The 15,752-nt window shown below is 49.3% G+C and carries 17 protein-coding genes; 4 read left to right on the top strand and 13 right to left on the bottom strand.

Annotated features, from left to right (window positions below):
- Window positions 1-2: 2 nt before the first annotated feature.
- Together HG547_RS15015 and azoR are read left to right on the top strand one after the other, a co-directional pair.
- Window positions 3-536 carry a hypothetical protein gene (locus HG547_RS15015; protein ID WP_169548266.1) on the top strand — a complete coding sequence of 178 codons (534 nt, stop codon included), beginning with the start codon at window positions 3-5 and terminating at the stop codon, window positions 534-536.
- 186 nt (window positions 537-722) lie between these two features.
- A complete protein-coding gene (gene azoR / locus HG547_RS15010) occupies window positions 723-1,319 on the top strand; it encodes an FMN-dependent NADH-azoreductase (protein ID WP_037423238.1) in 597 nt (198 codons plus the stop codon).
- 61 nt (window positions 1,320-1,380) lie between these two features.
- Here azoR and HG547_RS15005 read toward each other — a convergent pair whose 3' ends face one another.
- The 3 genes from HG547_RS15005 to HG547_RS14995 all read right to left on the bottom strand — a co-directional run bounded on the left by HG547_RS15005 (window position 1,381) and on the right by HG547_RS14995 (window position 2,576).
- Window positions 1,381-1,545 carry a hypothetical protein gene (locus HG547_RS15005; RefSeq protein ID WP_218678225.1) on the bottom strand — a complete coding sequence of 55 codons (165 nt, stop codon included), beginning with the start codon at window positions 1,543-1,545 and terminating at the stop codon, window positions 1,381-1,383.
- Between the two features lie 36 nt (window positions 1,546-1,581).
- On the bottom strand, window positions 1,582-1,905 hold the full coding sequence (locus HG547_RS15000; protein ID WP_169548265.1) for a rhodanese-like domain-containing protein: 324 nt from the start codon (window positions 1,903-1,905) through the stop codon (window positions 1,582-1,584).
- A gap of 95 nt (window positions 1,906-2,000) precedes the next feature.
- Window positions 2,001-2,576 (bottom strand): XRE family transcriptional regulator, encoded by a 576-nt coding sequence (locus HG547_RS14995; RefSeq protein ID WP_169548264.1) that lies wholly within the window; start codon window positions 2,574-2,576, stop codon window positions 2,001-2,003.
- A 129-nt stretch (window positions 2,577-2,705) separates the two neighbouring features.
- On the opposite strand from HG547_RS14995, the gene HG547_RS14990 reads away from it, so the two are divergent.
- Window positions 2,706-3,893, top strand: a complete 1,188-nt coding sequence (locus HG547_RS14990; protein WP_169548327.1) for a benzoate/H(+) symporter BenE family transporter — start codon at window positions 2,706-2,708, stop codon at window positions 3,891-3,893.
- Window positions 3,894-3,950: 57 nt separating this feature from the next.
- On the opposite strand, the gene HG547_RS14985 is transcribed toward HG547_RS14990, so the two are convergent.
- Window positions 3,951-4,406: a GNAT family N-acetyltransferase gene (locus tag HG547_RS14985; RefSeq protein ID WP_169548263.1), complete on the bottom strand. Its 456-nt coding sequence runs from the start codon at window positions 4,404-4,406 to the stop codon at window positions 3,951-3,953.
- Between the two features lie 378 nt (window positions 4,407-4,784).
- Here HG547_RS14985 and HG547_RS14980 point away from each other — a divergent pair, with 378 nt between their 5' ends.
- A complete protein-coding gene (locus HG547_RS14980; RefSeq protein ID WP_169548262.1) occupies window positions 4,785-5,351 on the top strand; it encodes a hypothetical protein in 567 nt (188 codons plus the stop codon).
- Window positions 5,352-5,603: 252 nt separating this feature from the next.
- On the opposite strand, the gene HG547_RS14975 is transcribed toward HG547_RS14980, so the two are convergent.
- From HG547_RS14975 to HG547_RS14935, 9 genes are all read right to left on the bottom strand, one after another.
- Window positions 5,604-6,347 (bottom strand): hypothetical protein, encoded by a 744-nt coding sequence (locus HG547_RS14975; RefSeq protein WP_169548261.1) that lies wholly within the window; start codon window positions 6,345-6,347, stop codon window positions 5,604-5,606.
- A gap of 10 nt (window positions 6,348-6,357) precedes the next feature.
- Window positions 6,358-7,620 carry a beta-ketoacyl-ACP synthase gene (locus HG547_RS14970; protein WP_169548260.1) on the bottom strand — a complete coding sequence of 421 codons (1,263 nt, stop codon included), beginning with the start codon at window positions 7,618-7,620 and terminating at the stop codon, window positions 6,358-6,360.
- The gene (locus HG547_RS14965) at window positions 7,621-8,346 is read right to left on the bottom strand and encodes a 3-ketoacyl-ACP reductase FabG2 (protein WP_037424987.1); all 726 of its coding nucleotides are present in this window, start codon (window positions 8,344-8,346) and stop codon (window positions 7,621-7,623) included.
- A gap of 100 nt (window positions 8,347-8,446) precedes the next feature.
- Window positions 8,447-8,989, bottom strand: coding sequence for a hotdog family protein (locus tag HG547_RS14960; RefSeq protein ID WP_169548259.1), 543 nt, complete (start codon window positions 8,987-8,989; stop codon window positions 8,447-8,449).
- 5 nt (window positions 8,990-8,994) lie between these two features.
- On the bottom strand, window positions 8,995-10,212 hold the full coding sequence (locus tag HG547_RS14955) for a beta-ketoacyl-[acyl-carrier-protein] synthase family protein (RefSeq protein ID WP_169548258.1): 1,218 nt from the start codon (window positions 10,210-10,212) through the stop codon (window positions 8,995-8,997).
- A 103-nt stretch (window positions 10,213-10,315) separates the two neighbouring features.
- The gene (locus tag HG547_RS14950; protein WP_211164670.1) at window positions 10,316-11,089 is read right to left on the bottom strand and encodes a DUF3261 domain-containing protein; all 774 of its coding nucleotides are present in this window, start codon (window positions 11,087-11,089) and stop codon (window positions 10,316-10,318) included.
- Window positions 11,090-11,093: 4 nt separating this feature from the next.
- Entirely contained in the window at window positions 11,094-12,419 is a 1,326-nt protein-coding gene (locus HG547_RS14945; RefSeq protein WP_169548257.1) for an NAD(P)/FAD-dependent oxidoreductase, read from the bottom strand.
- Window positions 12,420-14,942, bottom strand: coding sequence for an MMPL family transporter (locus tag HG547_RS14940; protein WP_169548256.1), 2,523 nt, complete (start codon window positions 14,940-14,942; stop codon window positions 12,420-12,422).
- Window positions 14,942-15,682 (bottom strand): outer membrane lipoprotein carrier protein LolA, encoded by a 741-nt coding sequence (locus HG547_RS14935; protein ID WP_348981365.1) that lies wholly within the window; start codon window positions 15,680-15,682, stop codon window positions 14,942-14,944. Before HG547_RS14935 ends, HG547_RS14940 begins: the two co-directional genes overlap by 1 nt.
- Window positions 15,683-15,752: the final 70 nt, after the last annotated feature.

The following is a 15,752-nucleotide window of genomic DNA, read 5'->3' as shown; positions in this document are numbered from 1 at the left end:
CAATGCTATTTATGCTTCGTATTTTGATGCTGGCTTTGTTGCTCATTAGCCCGTTTGTTAAAGCACAAACCACGGTACTTCCACCAGTATTTTTTATTAGTACCATTGATTCAACTGACTTTTATAACAAACTCAAGGACATCCCATTATTTGAAAAAATGGATAAAGAGAATATCGGCAATCCATTAAAACTGATTGTGACCTATAAAATGGAACCTACTGCAGGGGGAGAAGCCGCTGGGCTAACCTCGGCGATTTTAGCGGGTGGCTCCCTAGGGCTGTTACCTATGGTGACCAATAATGATTTGGTGCTGACCTATGAGTTTAGGGTTCACAATGAGGTGATTGCCAGCGTCAGTTACCGTGAAAATTTTACCAAGGCTCACAACATGTACTCCAATGAGGGAATGTATAGCCTAGATAAAGAGAGTTTGGCATGGGCGATGACCACGACTGATAAGTTTATGGTTGATATTCAAAACTCGCCTGAGCTTTCCCAGCTAATCAGTGAATACAACTATTATTTTGCTCAATAGTTCGAGTGATGCATCTCCATAAATGAAGGGCTAGCTTTGCTAGCCCTTAATTCAACCATTCTATTTTTTAGAAAGTAATCTCAAATTTTATCCGCTTTTTTTCTTTTTTATGGGCTAATAAACTAAGCCCATAGAGTCGAGAGCAAGCTGAAAGACTCTCAAGAATTTCAATTTTCGGAGCAGATTATGTCTAAAGTCCTAGTGTTAAAATCCAGTATTCTTGGCGGTTATTCACAATCTGCCTTGTTAGTTGACCACCTGATCGGTAAATGGGAAGACCAAGGCGCGACCATCACAGTTCGCGATTTAGCGGGTAAAGATGTGTTGCCAATGGTTGATGGCGAAATCGCCTCTGGCCTACGTGGCGGCGCTGAGTTAACTGCGCGTCAGCAAGAGATGCTCGACCTGTCGAACGCCTTAGTTGAAGAGTTAAAAGCGAACGACACTATCGTGATCACCGCGCCGATGTACAACTTCAACATTCCAACCCAACTGAAAAACTGGATTGATTTTGTGGCCCGTGCTGGTGTGACTTTCACTTATACCGAAAACGGTCCTAAAGGCTTAGTAGAAGGCAAACGCGCCGTGTTGATCACCACCCGTGGTGGCGCCCATAAAGATGGCCCAACCGATCACATTGTGCCTTTCTTAAAAACCTTCCTCGGCTTTATCGGTATCACTGATGTGGAAGTGGTATATGCTGAAGCGCTGAACATGGGCCCAGAAGCCAACCAAAAAGGTATCAGCGAAGCTAAAGCCAGTATCGATAAGTTAGCGGTTTAATCGTAAAGATAATAAAAAATGCCAGCGTAAATGCTGGCATTTTTGTTTGCGCAGAACACAATTATTCGCATAGTTTGCAGCCAAGGGAGATAGCGCTGGTTTCGATATAGCGCACCTTAGTGCTTGCTTGGCCACGGTTACGGCTCACGCTGTAGCGGGTTTCGCGAACCACTTTGGGCTGCGGCGGTTGTTCGCCGCTAGTTGGGCGCGGGCACTTTGTTGTCATCTGCACCTCCTCACGCATGGTTGCTTTGCTTAGGTTTTAGCTTGGCTGGCAGCAGACTAAATCTTCTAGCGAACCACCGTTGATCACACATTCAAAACCATTGGCCCTTAAAATATCGCAACCCTTTTGGGCACGGATACCTGCGCCGCAGTAAAGCACAAACGGATGCTGTTTATTGTCAACCTGATGCAACCATTGGTCGAGTGTTGGCAGCGGCACGTTGATGGCCTGAGGCAAATGACCTGAGGCAAACTCCTCCGGTGAGCGCACATCGATAACGCGCGCACCTTGATCAATCAATTGCCAACATTTTTCACCGTTGCTGCTACCAGATAATTTAGCCAGTAAAGATTGAAACATAGCTTTGCCTCTATGATTAGAAAATTTTCAATAAGTTTATTCTAATGAATTGGTGAGCGCAAGCGGCAATCTGTTGGGTGCTTGGCTTGTCGGCGTTACTCGGTGGCAGGCGTTTCCCTGTGGTAATGGATAAGATCATGAAACACCACGGGTTGATCGCTTAAATTGCGGTAACCGTGGGGTTTATCGGCGGCAAAGCGCACGGCTTCACCCTGCTGTAATGGCTGCCACTGGCCATCGACTAATACCTCCATGGTGCCGCTGAGCACGATCACATGCTCGGTCACGCCCGCCTCATGGGGCTCGGAGAGACGCTCATAGTGCGGTAATAGGGTGAGTTCAAACATCTCAAAACCAAAGCGTGGCTCAAAGGGAAATAGCGATGCCACTAACATGCCGTCGGTTGCAGGCTTTTGGCGTAATGCATCGGCGTTACGAAAGACCGCGCCTTGGCTCTCGGGTGTCGGCTCTAGAAAAGTTGAGAGTGAGGTATTAAAACCGCTAGCGATTTTCCACAGGGTGGCAATGGTGGGGCTAGATTCGCCGCGCTCAATCTGGCCTATCATGGCCTTGCTTACGCCTGTCTCGAGTGCCGCTTTATCTAAACTCCAACCCTTTTGGCTGCGCATTTGTTTTAGGGTCGCGGCAAGATAGCTGTTGATGGTCTGCATTGTGGTCTGATGCTTAAAAAATTATTTGTACGTTATAACGCACAGGTGCTATCTTGTCCATCTTGTGCGTTATAGCGCACAGGCAATGGTGCTATGCTCGAGGCAAAGGTAGGATTAGGAGTAGGGATGATGTGGCGCGAGGCTTTGGGACTATCAAAAATATCGGCGGGCTTTATTGCCGTGCTGGTGGGCTACAGTAGTTCTGCGGTGATTATCCTGCAGGCGGCGGATGCCGTGGGTGCGACATCGGCACAAATGAGTTCATGGCTGTGGGCTTTGGGTGTCGGCATGGGGCTCACCAGTATTGGCCTGTCTCTCTACTATAAAAATCCGGTGCTGACGGCATGGTCGACCCCCGGGGCGGCGTTGATGGTCACCAGCCTGGCGGGATTGAGTATCCACGAAGCCGTCGGTGCCTTCCTGATTAGCTCTTTGTTGATCACCCTCTGCGGCTTGGCAGGCTGGATGGATAAGCTTATTCGTATCATGCCACAGTCAGTCGCTTCGGCCATGTTAGCAGGGGTTTTACTGCAGTTTGGTTTAGGGCTGTTTCAAGCCATGCAGACTCAACTGAGTTTAATCCTATTGATGTTATTAGTGTTTGTTGTGCTTAAGCCCTGGGCACCGCGCTACATTATGTTACTCACCCTCGTAGCGGGAATAGGGATGAGTTATCAATTGGATCTACTGCAACTCGATAAGCTTGAGCTGCAATTCGCCGCCCCTGTATGGATAGCGCCTGCGTTTTCTGTCACCAGCGTAGTGGGCGTGGCGCTGCCCTTATTTGTGGTGACTATGGCCTCACAAAATATGCCTGGGGTGGCTGCGCTCCACGGCCATGGTTATCGCCCGCCTATCTCGCCATTAATTACCGTGACGGGGCTGATGGGCGTATTGTTTGCCCCCTTTGGCGGCTTTGCTTTTAATCTCTCGGCCATTACGGCGGCCATTTGCATGGGTAAAGAGGCGGACCCTAACCCCGCAACTCGTTATTGGGCGGCGGTGTGGGGCGGAGTCTTTTATTTGATAACAGGCCTACTCGGCGCAACTGTGGTGGGGCTCTTCGCTGCATTTCCGAAGGAATTGGTGCTCGCGATTGCAGGATTAGCCCTGCTTGGCACCATAGGTAACAGTCTGACCGCAGCGCTCGCGGATAACGACGAGCGAGAGGTGGCGGTGATTACGTTTCTCGTCACCGCATCGGGTGTGAGTGTATTGGGGATTGGCAGTGCCTTCTGGGGATTATTACTCGGATTTTTAATGCATTACTGGCACAAGCATCGCGCCTTAACTACAACTAAACAGGCAAAAGCTTAGCTGTGGCTAGGTCTAGACTGAGGTTTGCTACCTTAGTGGATTGATGTGTGAAGAGGCCTAGAGCTTTTTGGTCATAAACAGGCTATTGGGGTCGAGCGTGTAATCAGCAAAGGGGCCACACAGCTCGAAGCCAAACTTAGCGTAGAGAGAACGTGCGGGCAGGAAAAAGGCCATCGAGCCGGTTTCTAAACTGAGGCGTTGCACGCCAGCGGCTTTGGCGTCATTGATCAAGTGCTGCAGAATCTGGGATGCCACGCCTTGTTGTTTGTAAGTTGCTGCGGTTCGCATCGATTTGATCTCTGCATGTTCAGCATCTAACCATTTTAGTGCACCGCAGCCCGCCAGATTACGGCCATCCCACAGTGTCCAAAAGCGAATATTGGGTTGGCGCAGGCCATCCAAGTCTAATGCGTGCACACTTTCTGGTGGCGAGGTTGCCCGCATATCTTCAAGGTGCTCCGTTAAAAGTGCTGCAATTTCAGGCCCTTTTAGATCATCTAGTATTATTTTCATTGTTGCTCTCAAGATTAAAATTCCCTGTGTTGTCACTTATCCATCATAGCGTTAACGTGCTTGGTTGTTTTTAGGGTTAAAACGCTGCGGTAACTAAGCAAAGGGTAGGCCAAGAGTTTTGCTTAAAGGATGATGCTTCATCCCTTTGTTTTATCGAGAGGCGAGCAAGAAAGCCTGTGCTTACTTTTGTTTGAAGGCAAGGCAAAAACATATTATGTTATTGTCTTATATTAAGCGTTTTAATTTTTACTAAAACTACAGGGATTGTTATGTTAAGGAAGAGCGTTTTCTTTTTATTTGTTCTACTCGTTTTAATTTTTATTACATTGTATTTTTTTTGAAAATAATAATGAAGCTAGTGTTAACGATACATCCTTTATGAAAGATAGCCATATCGTTTTGGTCGATGATTCTAACTCTGCTAATGTTAATTTTGATGTGTCAACAAATATAAAAGAGCCACGAGCAAGTGATAGTTCCTTGCACTCTTTGACTGAGCATAAAATGGAGCTTAATGGAGGTTATGATACAGGGATAGTTAGTGATGACAATGTTGTTGATAGTACTAAGCTAAATTCAATTTTGGCTTCAGCTAACTTTTACGAAATTATAGATGCTTTCTCGACAATGCCAGACAAGTCGTTTGAAACAATAGTTTTTGAGAACAGTATTAGTGAGTTTTTAAATAAGTCAAAATATAGTTCTATTCTAAATGAGTACCGTGTGTCATGTGATAATAAAATTTGTTTTGGATATTTTATATTTTCAGAGCCAGATGATTTTACTCATTTCTACAATGAGTTTAGCGTTAGTAATAATAGTCCAATGAATAAGTCTGGTTATGTAAACTATTTAATGGTTACAAACAATGCTAAAGGGGGAAATGAGTATAGGATATCATTTAATTCAGACCCTTTAGTTAAATCAATAACTGCACAGAAATAGTTGCATCATTGGCAAAATAGGACGGGCAGAATTGGATGGTGATTGGCGAGGCGACCGCCCCTGCATCCTCGGGAACAACATCCGTGTTTAACGGTCAGTTCACCATCCATGGCTCTCGTTTATAAGCTTTGAAATCCTAGTTTTATATTCACCGTGTCGTCGAGTCAGTACCATGATCTGCTTACACAATGAGATCAACAAGCCGAGATGATTCTCGGCTTGTTGTTAACGCTTTTGCTCATCTAAAGTGGATTAGTAGTACTTCTTCAAATAGCTCTCGGCGTAGCTTTTCAGCTTTTTGTTTGGGTTATTGTTGGCAATGTTTTCAATTACTTCACGGTATTGGGTATTACCCGATGCGGCGAGGGCCTTGGCCATATTGGCGTAGGTGTCGATGGCTAACTTGTCGTTGCGCATAAGGCGTGGATTTTTAAGCTCAACGCTCAGGCGCTCTAGCAAAAAGTCATCGTAATTTTGATCATCCATCATGCGTTTGGCGGCGAGGCGCATTAGTTCTAAATCATCGCTTTTAAAAGCATTGGCAAAAGCATTGTTTTTAGCACTTTGTTCGGCCACATATTGGCTCTTATCCGCTAAAATTGCGTTCCATTTCTTGTATTGGTCAAGATTTTCAAGTGCTTGGGTGGCGTATTTTTTCAGCTTCTTATGGTAGTCGCCATTGATAATATTGTTGATGGTGCCGCTGTATTTATCGTTCCCTGAATAAGCTAAACCTTTGACTAACCATGCACTGTAGTCGATAGCATTTTTCTCGGTGGCTTGTGGCAGCGATGCGATAAGTTTGGCCTCTAACACATCGTAAATGGCGGGATCGGATAATCCGGCAAGCGTCAGGGCTTCGATAGCTTGTTTTTGCTTAAATTGATTGTCGCCTTTAAAAATTTCTTGATAGGTTTCAACCGTATAATCCTGCGCCCATGTGGGTGAGGCCAGTAAACTGATACCGAGTAAAATGCTTGCAACTAATGGTTTCATTGATATGTCCTTATGTCGTTTTCCAGCGTTTAAAAATCAGTGAGGTGTTGATACCACCAAAGGCGAAGTTATTACTCATCACATAGTCGGTGTCGAGTGCACGTGGTTCGCCACGAATGTAATCGAGCGTGGCACATTCTGAGTCGATATTGTCGAGATTGAGCGTCGGGGCAAACCAACCCGCATTCATCATCTCAATGCTGACCCAAGCCTCTAACGCGCCGCAGGCGCCTAAGGTATGGCCCGTGTAGCTTTTAAGGGATGAAATCGGCATATCCGCACCGAATACCGCGTGGGTCGCATGGCTTTCGGCAATATCACCGCGGTCGGTGGCGGTGCCGTGGGCATTGACATAGCCAATCGCATCGGGCGTGAGCGCTGCATCCTTAAGGGCTAAACGAATGGCGATCTCCATGGTTTCGCTATTGGGCTGAGTCACATGCTGACCATCGGAGTTAGTGCCAAAACCGACGATCTCGGCGTAAATTTTCGCGCCGCGCGCTTTGGCGTGTTCTAACTCTTCAAGCACTAGCGTACAAGCGCCTTCGCCAATTACTAAACCATCGCGCTGGGCATCAAAAGGGCGAGGCGATAATTCTGGCGTCGTGTTTTTGGTACTGGTTGCAAACAGCGTATCAAATACCACTGCTTCGGTGGGGCAGAGTTCTTCACCGCCGCCCGCGAGCATTAAGGTTTGCTGGCCATATTTAATCGCTTCATAGGCGTAGCCTATGCCTTGGCTGCCTGAGGTGCAGGCGCTGCTGGTGGTGTGAATGCGCCCTTTAAGGCCAAAGAAAACCCCCACGTTTACCGCTGTGGTGTGGGCCATCATGCGGATATAACTGGTGGCGGTAACGCCCGACATATCGCCAGTTTTCAGCATATCGCCAAAGGCGGTAATGGGATCGGTACTGCCCGTGGAAGATCCATAGGCAATGCCCATCTCTCCCGAAGTGACGATAGGATCGTCCAAGAGTTCCGCATCGATAAGTGCAAGTTCGCTGGCACGAGTCGCCATAATCGAGACGCGTCCCATGGAGCGGATTTTTTTGCGCGAATAATGGCTTGGCACTTCAAAATCGGTCACGGGGGCGGCAAGGCGAGTGTTTAGCCCGTCATATTTGTCCCAATCCGCCATCGTTACTACACAGTTTTTTTGTGCCTTAAGGCGGTTTGCGATACTCGGCCAGTCGTGACCTAAGGCGGTAATGCCACCGATACCAGTGACAACAACTCGTCTACCCAAGCGGGTCGGGTTTGTCGGCTCAGTCATTTAGATCATGCCTCCATTCACCGAAATCACTTGGCGCGTGATATAGGCGGCATCGTCCGACATTAAAAAGGCTGCTAAGGCGGCGATTTCATTGGGTTTGCCCATGCGGCGCATCGGCACTAACTGCTCGACCATATCCTTAGGAATATCCGCCACCATATCGGTTTCGATTAAGCCTGGGGCGATACAGTTTACGGTGATCTTACGTTTGGCCAGCTCTAAGGACAGCGCCTTAGTCGCGCCAATCAATCCGGCTTTAGAGGCGCTGTAATTGACCTGACCACGGTTACCCGCGATACCGGAAACTGAAGCCAAGGTGATAATTCGTCCGCCCTTGCGTGCTTGTACCATAGGCATAACGCAGGGATGAATCACATTATAAAAACCATCGAGATTAGTGTGGATTACGCTATCCCATTCGGCTTCACTCATCGCCGGAAAAGCATTGTCACGGTTGATGCCCGCATTGAGTATCACGCCATAGTAGGCGCCATTAGCCTCGATATCGGCCTCAAGGGCGGCTTTGACGGCAACGCGGTCGGCAACATCAAACTTTAAGAGGCTGACGTTAACACCAAGGGCGCGAAGTTCTGCGGCGCTGGCATCGGCTGCGGCCTGATTGCTGTGATAATGCAGCGCGATATCATAACCTGCCGCAGCCAGTTTAAGGGCGATGGCTTTGCCAATACCACGGCTCGAACCTGTGACTAATACTCTGTTATTCATCTTTATTTCTCCACCCGTGATGCTCGATGAGTTGTTTGTGCATCAAAGGGCTAAATCCTTTTGTGATAAGACTTGTTGCTGCCAAGCATGCCTCATGGCATTAAGCCTGTTGGCTTGAGGCGATATACGCTTGGGTGTCCTGGGGTTGGAACACATTCACATTGGCCTCGGCCACTAACAGTGGTGTTTGCTGCGCTTGCGCCTCGGGCAATAGATAAATCTGGCAATCGAATACCGCCAGTCCCGACTCTTCCTGATAGAGGCGTTTAACCCGTGTCCGATAGCAGCGATTGAGTTCGTATTGCGCCGTGTGTAAGGCTAATTTACGCGATCCCAATAAAAATCCCACGCGGATTTTATCGTGACGCAGTTTAGCCTCAACGCCCGCTAAAGCGGCAATGCTCTGCGCCATATATTCGATGCCCACATAATTGGGGACGGCCTGACGTTGCTCGTCAAAATAAGCGCTTTGCGGAGTGATCAGCACTTCGGTTTCAAGCGCATCCGGCTGATGGCTAATAATCTTATCAATCAAGATCATTGGCGCACGATGCGGAATAAAATCGGCAATATTCTGCTCGGCTAAGTGTTGCAGCCAAATCGGCTCGGCGGCTGAAATTGCGGTATCGATAGAACTGGACATCAATCTTAAGCCCCTTTACGGCAAAAAATCAGGCTGGCATTGCTGCCGCCAAAGGCGAAGGAGTTGCTCATCACATAGTTAAGCTTGCCATGCTCGGCGCACTGCATGGGCGCGACTAGCGCAATGCTGGGGTCCTGCGGATCTTGCTGCCCATCAAACCTATGGGGCGGCAGGGCAAAGCTGTGATTATGCTGTGATAGCAAAAGGTAACAAAATGCGGCTTCAATCGCGCCCGCAGCGCCTAAGGTATGGCCGACCAGCGGTTTGGTTGAGCTTGCAGGGGGCGGCGTGTCGCCAAATACCGAGAGTAGGGCGCGGCTTTCCATTGCATCATTTTTAGGCGTTGCTGTGCCATGTAAGTTTATATAATCAATATCTTGCGCAGATATTTGTGCATCAGCAAGCGCGGCCTGCATGGCGGCAATCGCCCCTGCGCCTTCAGGATGTGGCGCCGACATATGGTGCGCATCGCTCGACTCGCCAATACCTGCGAGCAATACGCAGGCTTCATTTGCTGTGTTGTCTGTCGCTAAGGTCAGGGTAAATAGCGCGGCGCCTTCACCGATATTGATGCCATCGCGATTGGCGCTGAAGGGATTGCAATGCCCCTTGGAAACCGATTCTAAGGCGTGAAACCCGTTGACTGTGAGTTGGCACAGGCTGTCGATACCGCCGACAATCACCATATCGCACAGCTTGGCCTCAAGTAGGCGTTTGGCGCTGGCAAACACTTTGGCGCTAGAGGAGCAGGCGGTCGAAATGGTGTAGCAAGGGCCATGGAGCGCAAATAACTGGCGTAAAAAATCGCTGGTGCTGCCGAGTTCCTGCTGGAAGTAATGGTAATCGGCGGGGAAGTGGCTGTGTTGATTGCGATAGGCCAAGGCGGCTTCGCCCTTCGAAATCCCCGAGGTGCTGGTGCCTAAGACTACGCCGATGCGGTCGGCGCCAAAGTCACTTTTGGCTTGCTCTACGGCATCGCGAATTTGCAGTGCGGCAGCCAAGAGTAACTGATTATTGCGACAATCGAATTGCGCCAGTACGGCAGGTATCGCTGGTAATGGCTCAGTGACGGGCGCAACCAGTGTTGACTGCCCAAATAATAGGGTATCGCTAATTTGCATGGCGCTGGTATCGCCTGCAATCAAGCGGGCTAACACCTGCTCGGGCGTTTGCCCTAACGGGGTACACAATCCAATCTGTGTAATGGCGACTCTGTTATTCATTGCTGCTTGCTATACCTATTACCGAATCTGGGTGGTAAATATAAGTGGCTAATATGATTAGTTTTAAAGTTTTATCTTTGATTGGCTGCCTATAACGTGACGCTTAAATGGGTTGTATCTCTAACTCAAACTTTGCCTGCGGCATGGTTAAATTAATATGTGCCTGCCAAAGGGTATCGTCGGTTTGGTGCTGATAACGAATTTGTATTACTTGGGTTTGGTTATCGTTGTAACTGATAAGCGTGTCTTGGCTATAAAACTGGCGGCAGGGGATGGCGTCACATAGCCCTGTCACTAAACTTCCACCTTCTAAATGACTGCGAATACTCTGTTCTGGCCAATAGATAAGTTGCATCATCGCCATCAGATATTCGGCTTTAAACTCATTCCCGAGTAGCTGACTCTGCTCACTGCTGAGTGTATTCCCATCGTAAACCAAGGTAAACAACGCTTGCCCTAGCGGAGCGAGCCCAACCAGCGTCATGCGTTCCCCTTCAAGTTCAAGCTGGGTGAGCAGCTCATGGGTGTTATCGCCCACTTTTATGCTCACCTTCTGACTAAAAGATTGGGAGGATACCTTTGCTTTGCTGTCGCCTTGCTGACTTTGACTCTGGTTCGCAGAGTCTGTGCCAGCTGGGTTTGCGGCTGGCTGAGTTGTTGGCTTAGTGAGTGGTTTATCCATTGCAGGGCCAAAATGCTGTGGCAGTGGCGCTAAGCAATAACGCATATCTTTTGTGAATCCGACGCAGGTTTGCCGATAGAGCAGCTCACTGCAGCCCATCAAGCCGAGGCTTGAGAGCATTAGGGCAACTGTCACTATCGCTTTTGTGCGACCTTTGGCGTTAGGGCGACCTTTGGCGTTAAGGCTTAAGCGCATCGAATTACACCTCGGCTAATTCGTTGATTGTGAGTTCGCTGATTACGGGTTTGCCTGTTATGAGTTCAGCATCCTGCCGACATAGCTCGACCACCATGTTTAGACGTCGCTCGGATTCTTTAACAAAGGGATTTTGCGCATCCCAAGCATAGCCCGCCAAAATCGAGCAAATCATTTGCTTGATTTTAGGATTCGGATTTTCATAAAAAATCACATCTTGGAAGCGGCCATCGTACCAAGCTTGCACATAGGTGCGGAAGGTGTTCACCCCTTGCATTAACGGCGCTGAGTACTCGGTAGGCCAATCCACTGTGTCACCATTAAGTTGTTTGGTCACGCATTTTGCAGCCATGGATGCCGACTGCATGGCGATAGTTACGCCTGATGAAAACACCGGGTCGAGGAACTCGCCGGCATTGCCCAGCAACGCAAATTTATCGGTGGCGAGGCGTGACACGTTGGCGGAGTAGCCCTTGAGCGTCGCGCAGGGTTGGGCGACTTTGGCATTGGCAAGTAGTGCGTTAAGGCCGGGCTCTTCCTTGACTATGGTCATTAACTGCTGCTCTAAATCGCCTTCGAGGCGCGCGAGTAATTGCGGTTCAGCCACCACACCAAGTGAGCAGCGGCCGTTGCTGAAGGGTATTAACCAGTACCAAATATCCTGATGCTGCGGGTGGACGCTAATTAAAATCTTATTCCGGTCGAAGTTGGGATCGCTGATGTTATCTTCCACATGGGTGAAGATGGCGCTGCGGGTAGGAAGTGAGGAAGGCGTTTCGAGGTCGAGCAGCCGTGGTAATACGCGGCCAAAACCGCTGGCATCGAGTACATATTTGGCCTCGACTTGATAAAGTTCACCCTGCTCGTTACGCACAGTTAAACGTGGCGCGGCAGTTAAATCTATCGCCTCAACGGTTTCACCGTAACGGATCTCCACCCCAAAGCTTGCCGCAGTATCGGCGAGTAATTTATCGAAGTTTCCCCGTTGTACTTGGAAGGTTGTTCCCGGCCCTGGGGTAAATTTGTCGGTAAAGTCGAAGGTGGTATATACCCCATTACGGCGGAAGGCCGCGCCATTTTTATATTGGAATCCCGCGGCATTCAGCGCCTCTAACATGCCCGCTTCTTCAATAAATTGCATACAGCAGGGCAGCAAACTCTCACCAATCGAAAAGCGCGGAAAGTGTTGTTTTTCGAGCACGATGACACGTTTGCCTTGCTTATGTAGCAGGCTAGCGGCAATCGAGCCTGAAGGGCCCGCGCCGATAATGGCGACATCGACGCAAAGGGAGTGAGACGGTGTGGCGCTAGCCGCAGTAGATGTGGACATTTAAATAACATTCCTTGTAGGTATCGAGACCTTGTTGGTGGTTAAAACCTGACGAGTGGTCAAAATCAATGGCGAAAGTACAAAGGTAAAGCCTATGCCGAGGGATAGGGTTAATCCAAAGTAATGAATAGCTTGGGTTTGGCTAAAGGCGAGTAAGCCAAAGGCCAATAGGGTCGAGCAGGCGGACATAAACACCGCCATCATCACCGCCCTGCCATGTTGCGCTGCGGCGGCAAAAAACAAGCTGTAATCTATCCCAATCCCGAAGACTAAAATCAGCGCCAGCGCATGGAATAAGCTTAAGGGGGAGCCGACTAAGCCTAAAATGGCTAAGGTATGTACCGCGGCGAGTGCTGGCACGGCGACAACCACAGTGGCCTTTTTGAGTCCAAAACTTAGGCTAAATAGCAAGAGCGCGATAACCAGTGCTAGCCCCAATAATTTAAGGGTGAGCAGGCGATAATGCCCCATCACGGTGGAGATATCCGCGACTTTATCGATAAGTTGTACCTGTGGATCTTTGGCAAAGCGCGCTTTGAGAGCTGCAATATCTTCAATACCACCGAGCAACACTATGGCGCCATGGCTATCGCTTCCTCGCTGTGTATTATCTGCACTGGCCCTTGGCTCCGTTGAGTGTTCAAGTGGCGCTAACCCTAGTGGTGCAAGCCAAAGTGGTGCTAGCTGTTTACCAAAGCCCAGTTCGAAAAAATCCGCCGGGGTGATATAGCTATCCTTGGCGTCAAGATAGACGGCAGAAAGGCTTGGCGCTAGGCTGTCATCAAGGCCAATGTGGCTTAGTACTGTGGTTAATTGCGACTGGTAAATCTCGCCCTGTAATTGATACGCCGCATCTTGCTTTTGCTTGCTCGGTAGGTAACGGCTGAGGCTGACATAATTGCCCAGCTCCTGCTGTTTTATGGCGGCATCGAGCTGTGGGCTAAGGGTTTCGAGCCGTTGCAGTAAGGCTTCTTCATTTGGCGCGCGCACCAATAAAAACTGGTTATCGGTACCGCCACTGAGGAGTTTTCTGAGCTTATCTTCAGGCTCTGTTACGCTCGCAGGGCTTTGTTGTAAATGGCGAATATCATCATCCACCTTAAGTTGGCTGATACCCAGCAGACAAACACCTACGAACACTAAGGTGAATAGACTCAATCCCCATGGCGACACCAGCTTGTTTGAGAATCCGGTGAGTTTCGCAAGATAAGCCTGTGCGAGGGTTAACGGACGTTCTCCCGAAGGTAACTTGCTGCCCGCTAAGAGTGGGTAAGCCAACACTAACGTCAGGTAGGCGCCGAGTAAGCCAGAGGCACAGAAAATCGCCACCTGCTGCATGCCGGGAAACGGCGCTAAACCGATACCGACATAGGCTAAGGCGCTGGTGATAAAGGCTAGCGACACAGTGGGGAAGATATAGGTCACGGTCGCTTGCGCGCTACGCTGATGATCGCTTAACCGCTCGCAGTAAAAGTGGAAGCTGTAGTCGATAGCAATCCCAATCAGGCTAGTGCCAAAGACGAGAGTAAGTAAATGCAGCTCCCCGAACACGCTTAGGGTAAAGGTCACCGCCAGCAGCAAGCCGCTGCCTATGGTCACCATCGCCAGCAAGAGTGGCATCACGGAGCGAAACGCCAGCCAAACCAATAACACTACGCCGAGCAAAGAGGCGAGACCGAGGACAGAGATTTCACTCTTAGCGGTATTCGTTGCTTCTATAGCATGAAATAGCGCGCCCGCCTGTAACACTTGTATGCCGGCATATTGCTCAGTGACTGTAGTAAGTGCTTGTGTTAACGCTGCTTGCTGAATGAGTTGGGCATTAGGATTAAAGGCGCTGTCTTTACCCTTTGCCATCACAATAGCGGCCACGCCTTCACTGCTATTAACACCTTGTTTGGTATCAACACCTTGGTTGGGATGAGCAAGTAAAATCCCTTGCTTGGCGCTCAGTTTCGAGCTGGGCGCGAGGGCGAGCAAATTGGCGGGAAATAACAGCAAAGGATCTTGAGTGAGCAGTTGGCTATTGGCGTAACTAAAGGCGTTGTAGAGCTGTTGTGTGGCCGAGGCAACTAAGCTATCGAGGCCATTATGGGTTAACGCATCGGCTTGCTCTGGGGTTAATAGCTTAAATCGATGGGGAAAATAATATTGGCCTAGGGCTTCACCCATTTGCATGTTGGCACTGCGAATATCGGTAAAGGCGGTATTTTGAGTCTTAAGCTGCTCCATCAGGAGCGTTGCCGCCGCAATTGCTTGCGTTTCATCCTTGGCAATCAGGGCAAGATACACTTGATCGGCGAGTGTTGACTCCACTTGCTCGAGGGCGCGCGCTGTGAGCGCATCCTGCTGCAGATGGGGTAACATGGCGAGAATATCGCTTTGAACCTTAGCTCCATTTTGCCACAGTTGCAGCGTCCACAGGCTCGCCGCCAGCATCAGACACAGCCAAATCGCAAGGCGTAATTTGCTTGATGTGTGCATCAGCCTGTGACCTATGCGCGTGGCAATCTTGGTCGCCATTATTTTGCCTTGCTCTCTTGAGGATCAGTCTCCCGTGGAGAAACTTTTTGAGTTAGCGCGATGGAGAACTGGGCCAATTCGGCCTCGCTCAGTTTACCTTGGCGCAGCTCGCGAAAATCGATACGGGTGATATCCTGCGGACTCACGCTGGGTGCGGCGCTGAGCAACACTAAGGCATGAAGAGTATCGCTGCCTTCGAGCACCATGTTAGCGATGGCTTTTTTCATCAGCGGATCTTTAGGGGTTAATCCTAGCTGCCAGTTTTCCTTAGCTAATTCGTTCGTTAACGTTTTTTGAGCTAAGAAGTGCAGTTCAAAATGATTGCTTAATCCTGAAATATCACCGCCCAGCATGGCACTCACCAGACTTGGTAATAAATCCCCCATGGCTGCTGCATTTGCCGAAGCATCGGCGCTGCTAACTTGCACTCGTCCTTGGCTATCTCGCTGAATAAGTTGCTTATCTTTTAAAATGAGCAAGGACTCAAAGGGCGTAAGCTGCTGCCAAATCAGCCCTTGGTCCTTGTCGAACACAAACTGACCTTGGCTAATGAGGGGCTTTTTTAACACTTTAAGTTGGCGGGATTGCACAAAGTGGCCGCGTACTGTCTCGCCAAGGTTAAGCTTTTGGCTGAGGGCGACTAATGCGGCGTTATCGGCTCCTTGGTTAAACAGGGGCTGATATTGGCTCGCTTCTGTAAGGTTAGCAAGGTCTTGCGCCTGCACAGAGCCAAGCAGCATGCAGCTTAACAGTGCGCCTTGGCAGAACCATTGCACCCACTTAGCTCGCGACCAGGTTTTGAGGAGGACA

Origin of the sequence: Shewanella sp. DNRA4, from assembly GCF_012843185.1 — a bacterium.
Taxonomy (GTDB): Bacteria; Pseudomonadota; Gammaproteobacteria; order Enterobacterales; family Shewanellaceae; genus Shewanella; species Shewanella xiamenensis.
The sequence above is the reverse complement of the archived record's forward strand: the minus strand, read 5'-3'. Positions and strand labels throughout refer to the sequence as shown.

What these genes read in the sequence shown, in the direction of transcription:
- HG547_RS14960 (WP_169548259.1), bottom strand. Translation starts at nt 8,989, where the DNA reads ATGTCCAGTTCTATCGATACCGCAATTTCAGCCGCCGAGCCGATTTGG.
- HG547_RS14990 (WP_169548327.1), top strand. Translation starts at nt 2,706, where the DNA reads ATGTGGCGCGAGGCTTTGGGACTATCAAAAATATCGGCGGGCTTTATT.
- HG547_RS15000 (WP_169548265.1), bottom strand. Translation starts at nt 1,905, where the DNA reads ATGTTTCAATCTTTACTGGCTAAATTATCTGGTAGCAGCAACGGTGAA.
- HG547_RS14955 (WP_169548258.1), bottom strand. Translation starts at nt 10,212, where the DNA reads ATGAATAACAGAGTCGCCATTACACAGATTGGATTGTGTACCCCGTTA.
- HG547_RS14980 (WP_169548262.1), top strand. Translation starts at nt 4,785, where the DNA reads ATGAAAGATAGCCATATCGTTTTGGTCGATGATTCTAACTCTGCTAAT.
- HG547_RS14935 (WP_348981365.1), bottom strand. Translation starts at nt 15,682, where the DNA reads ATGCTGCTTGGCTCTGTGCAGGCGCAAGACCTTGCTAACCTTACAGAA.
- HG547_RS15015 (WP_169548266.1), top strand. Translation starts at nt 3, where the DNA reads ATGCTATTTATGCTTCGTATTTTGATGCTGGCTTTGTTGCTCATTAGC.
- azoR (WP_037423238.1), top strand. Translation starts at nt 723, where the DNA reads ATGTCTAAAGTCCTAGTGTTAAAATCCAGTATTCTTGGCGGTTATTCA.
- HG547_RS14965 (WP_037424987.1), bottom strand. Translation starts at nt 8,346, where the DNA reads ATGAATAACAGAGTATTAGTCACAGGTTCGAGCCGTGGTATTGGCAAA.
- HG547_RS14945 (WP_169548257.1), bottom strand. Translation starts at nt 12,419, where the DNA reads ATGTCCACATCTACTGCGGCTAGCGCCACACCGTCTCACTCCCTTTGC.
- HG547_RS14975 (WP_169548261.1), bottom strand. Translation starts at nt 6,347, where the DNA reads ATGAAACCATTAGTTGCAAGCATTTTACTCGGTATCAGTTTACTGGCC.
- HG547_RS14995 (WP_169548264.1), bottom strand. Translation starts at nt 2,576, where the DNA reads ATGCAGACCATCAACAGCTATCTTGCCGCGACCCTAAAACAAATGCGC.
- HG547_RS15005 (WP_218678225.1), bottom strand. Translation starts at nt 1,545, where the DNA reads ATGACAACAAAGTGCCCGCGCCCAACTAGCGGCGAACAACCGCCGCAG.
- HG547_RS14985 (WP_169548263.1), bottom strand. Translation starts at nt 4,406, where the DNA reads ATGAAAATAATACTAGATGATCTAAAAGGGCCTGAAATTGCAGCACTT.
- HG547_RS14970 (WP_169548260.1), bottom strand. Translation starts at nt 7,620, where the DNA reads ATGACTGAGCCGACAAACCCGACCCGCTTGGGTAGACGAGTTGTTGTC.
- HG547_RS14940 (WP_169548256.1), bottom strand. Translation starts at nt 14,942, where the DNA reads ATGGCGACCAAGATTGCCACGCGCATAGGTCACAGGCTGATGCACACA.
- HG547_RS14950 (WP_211164670.1), bottom strand. Translation starts at nt 11,089, where the DNA reads ATGCGCTTAAGCCTTAACGCCAAAGGTCGCCCTAACGCCAAAGGTCGC.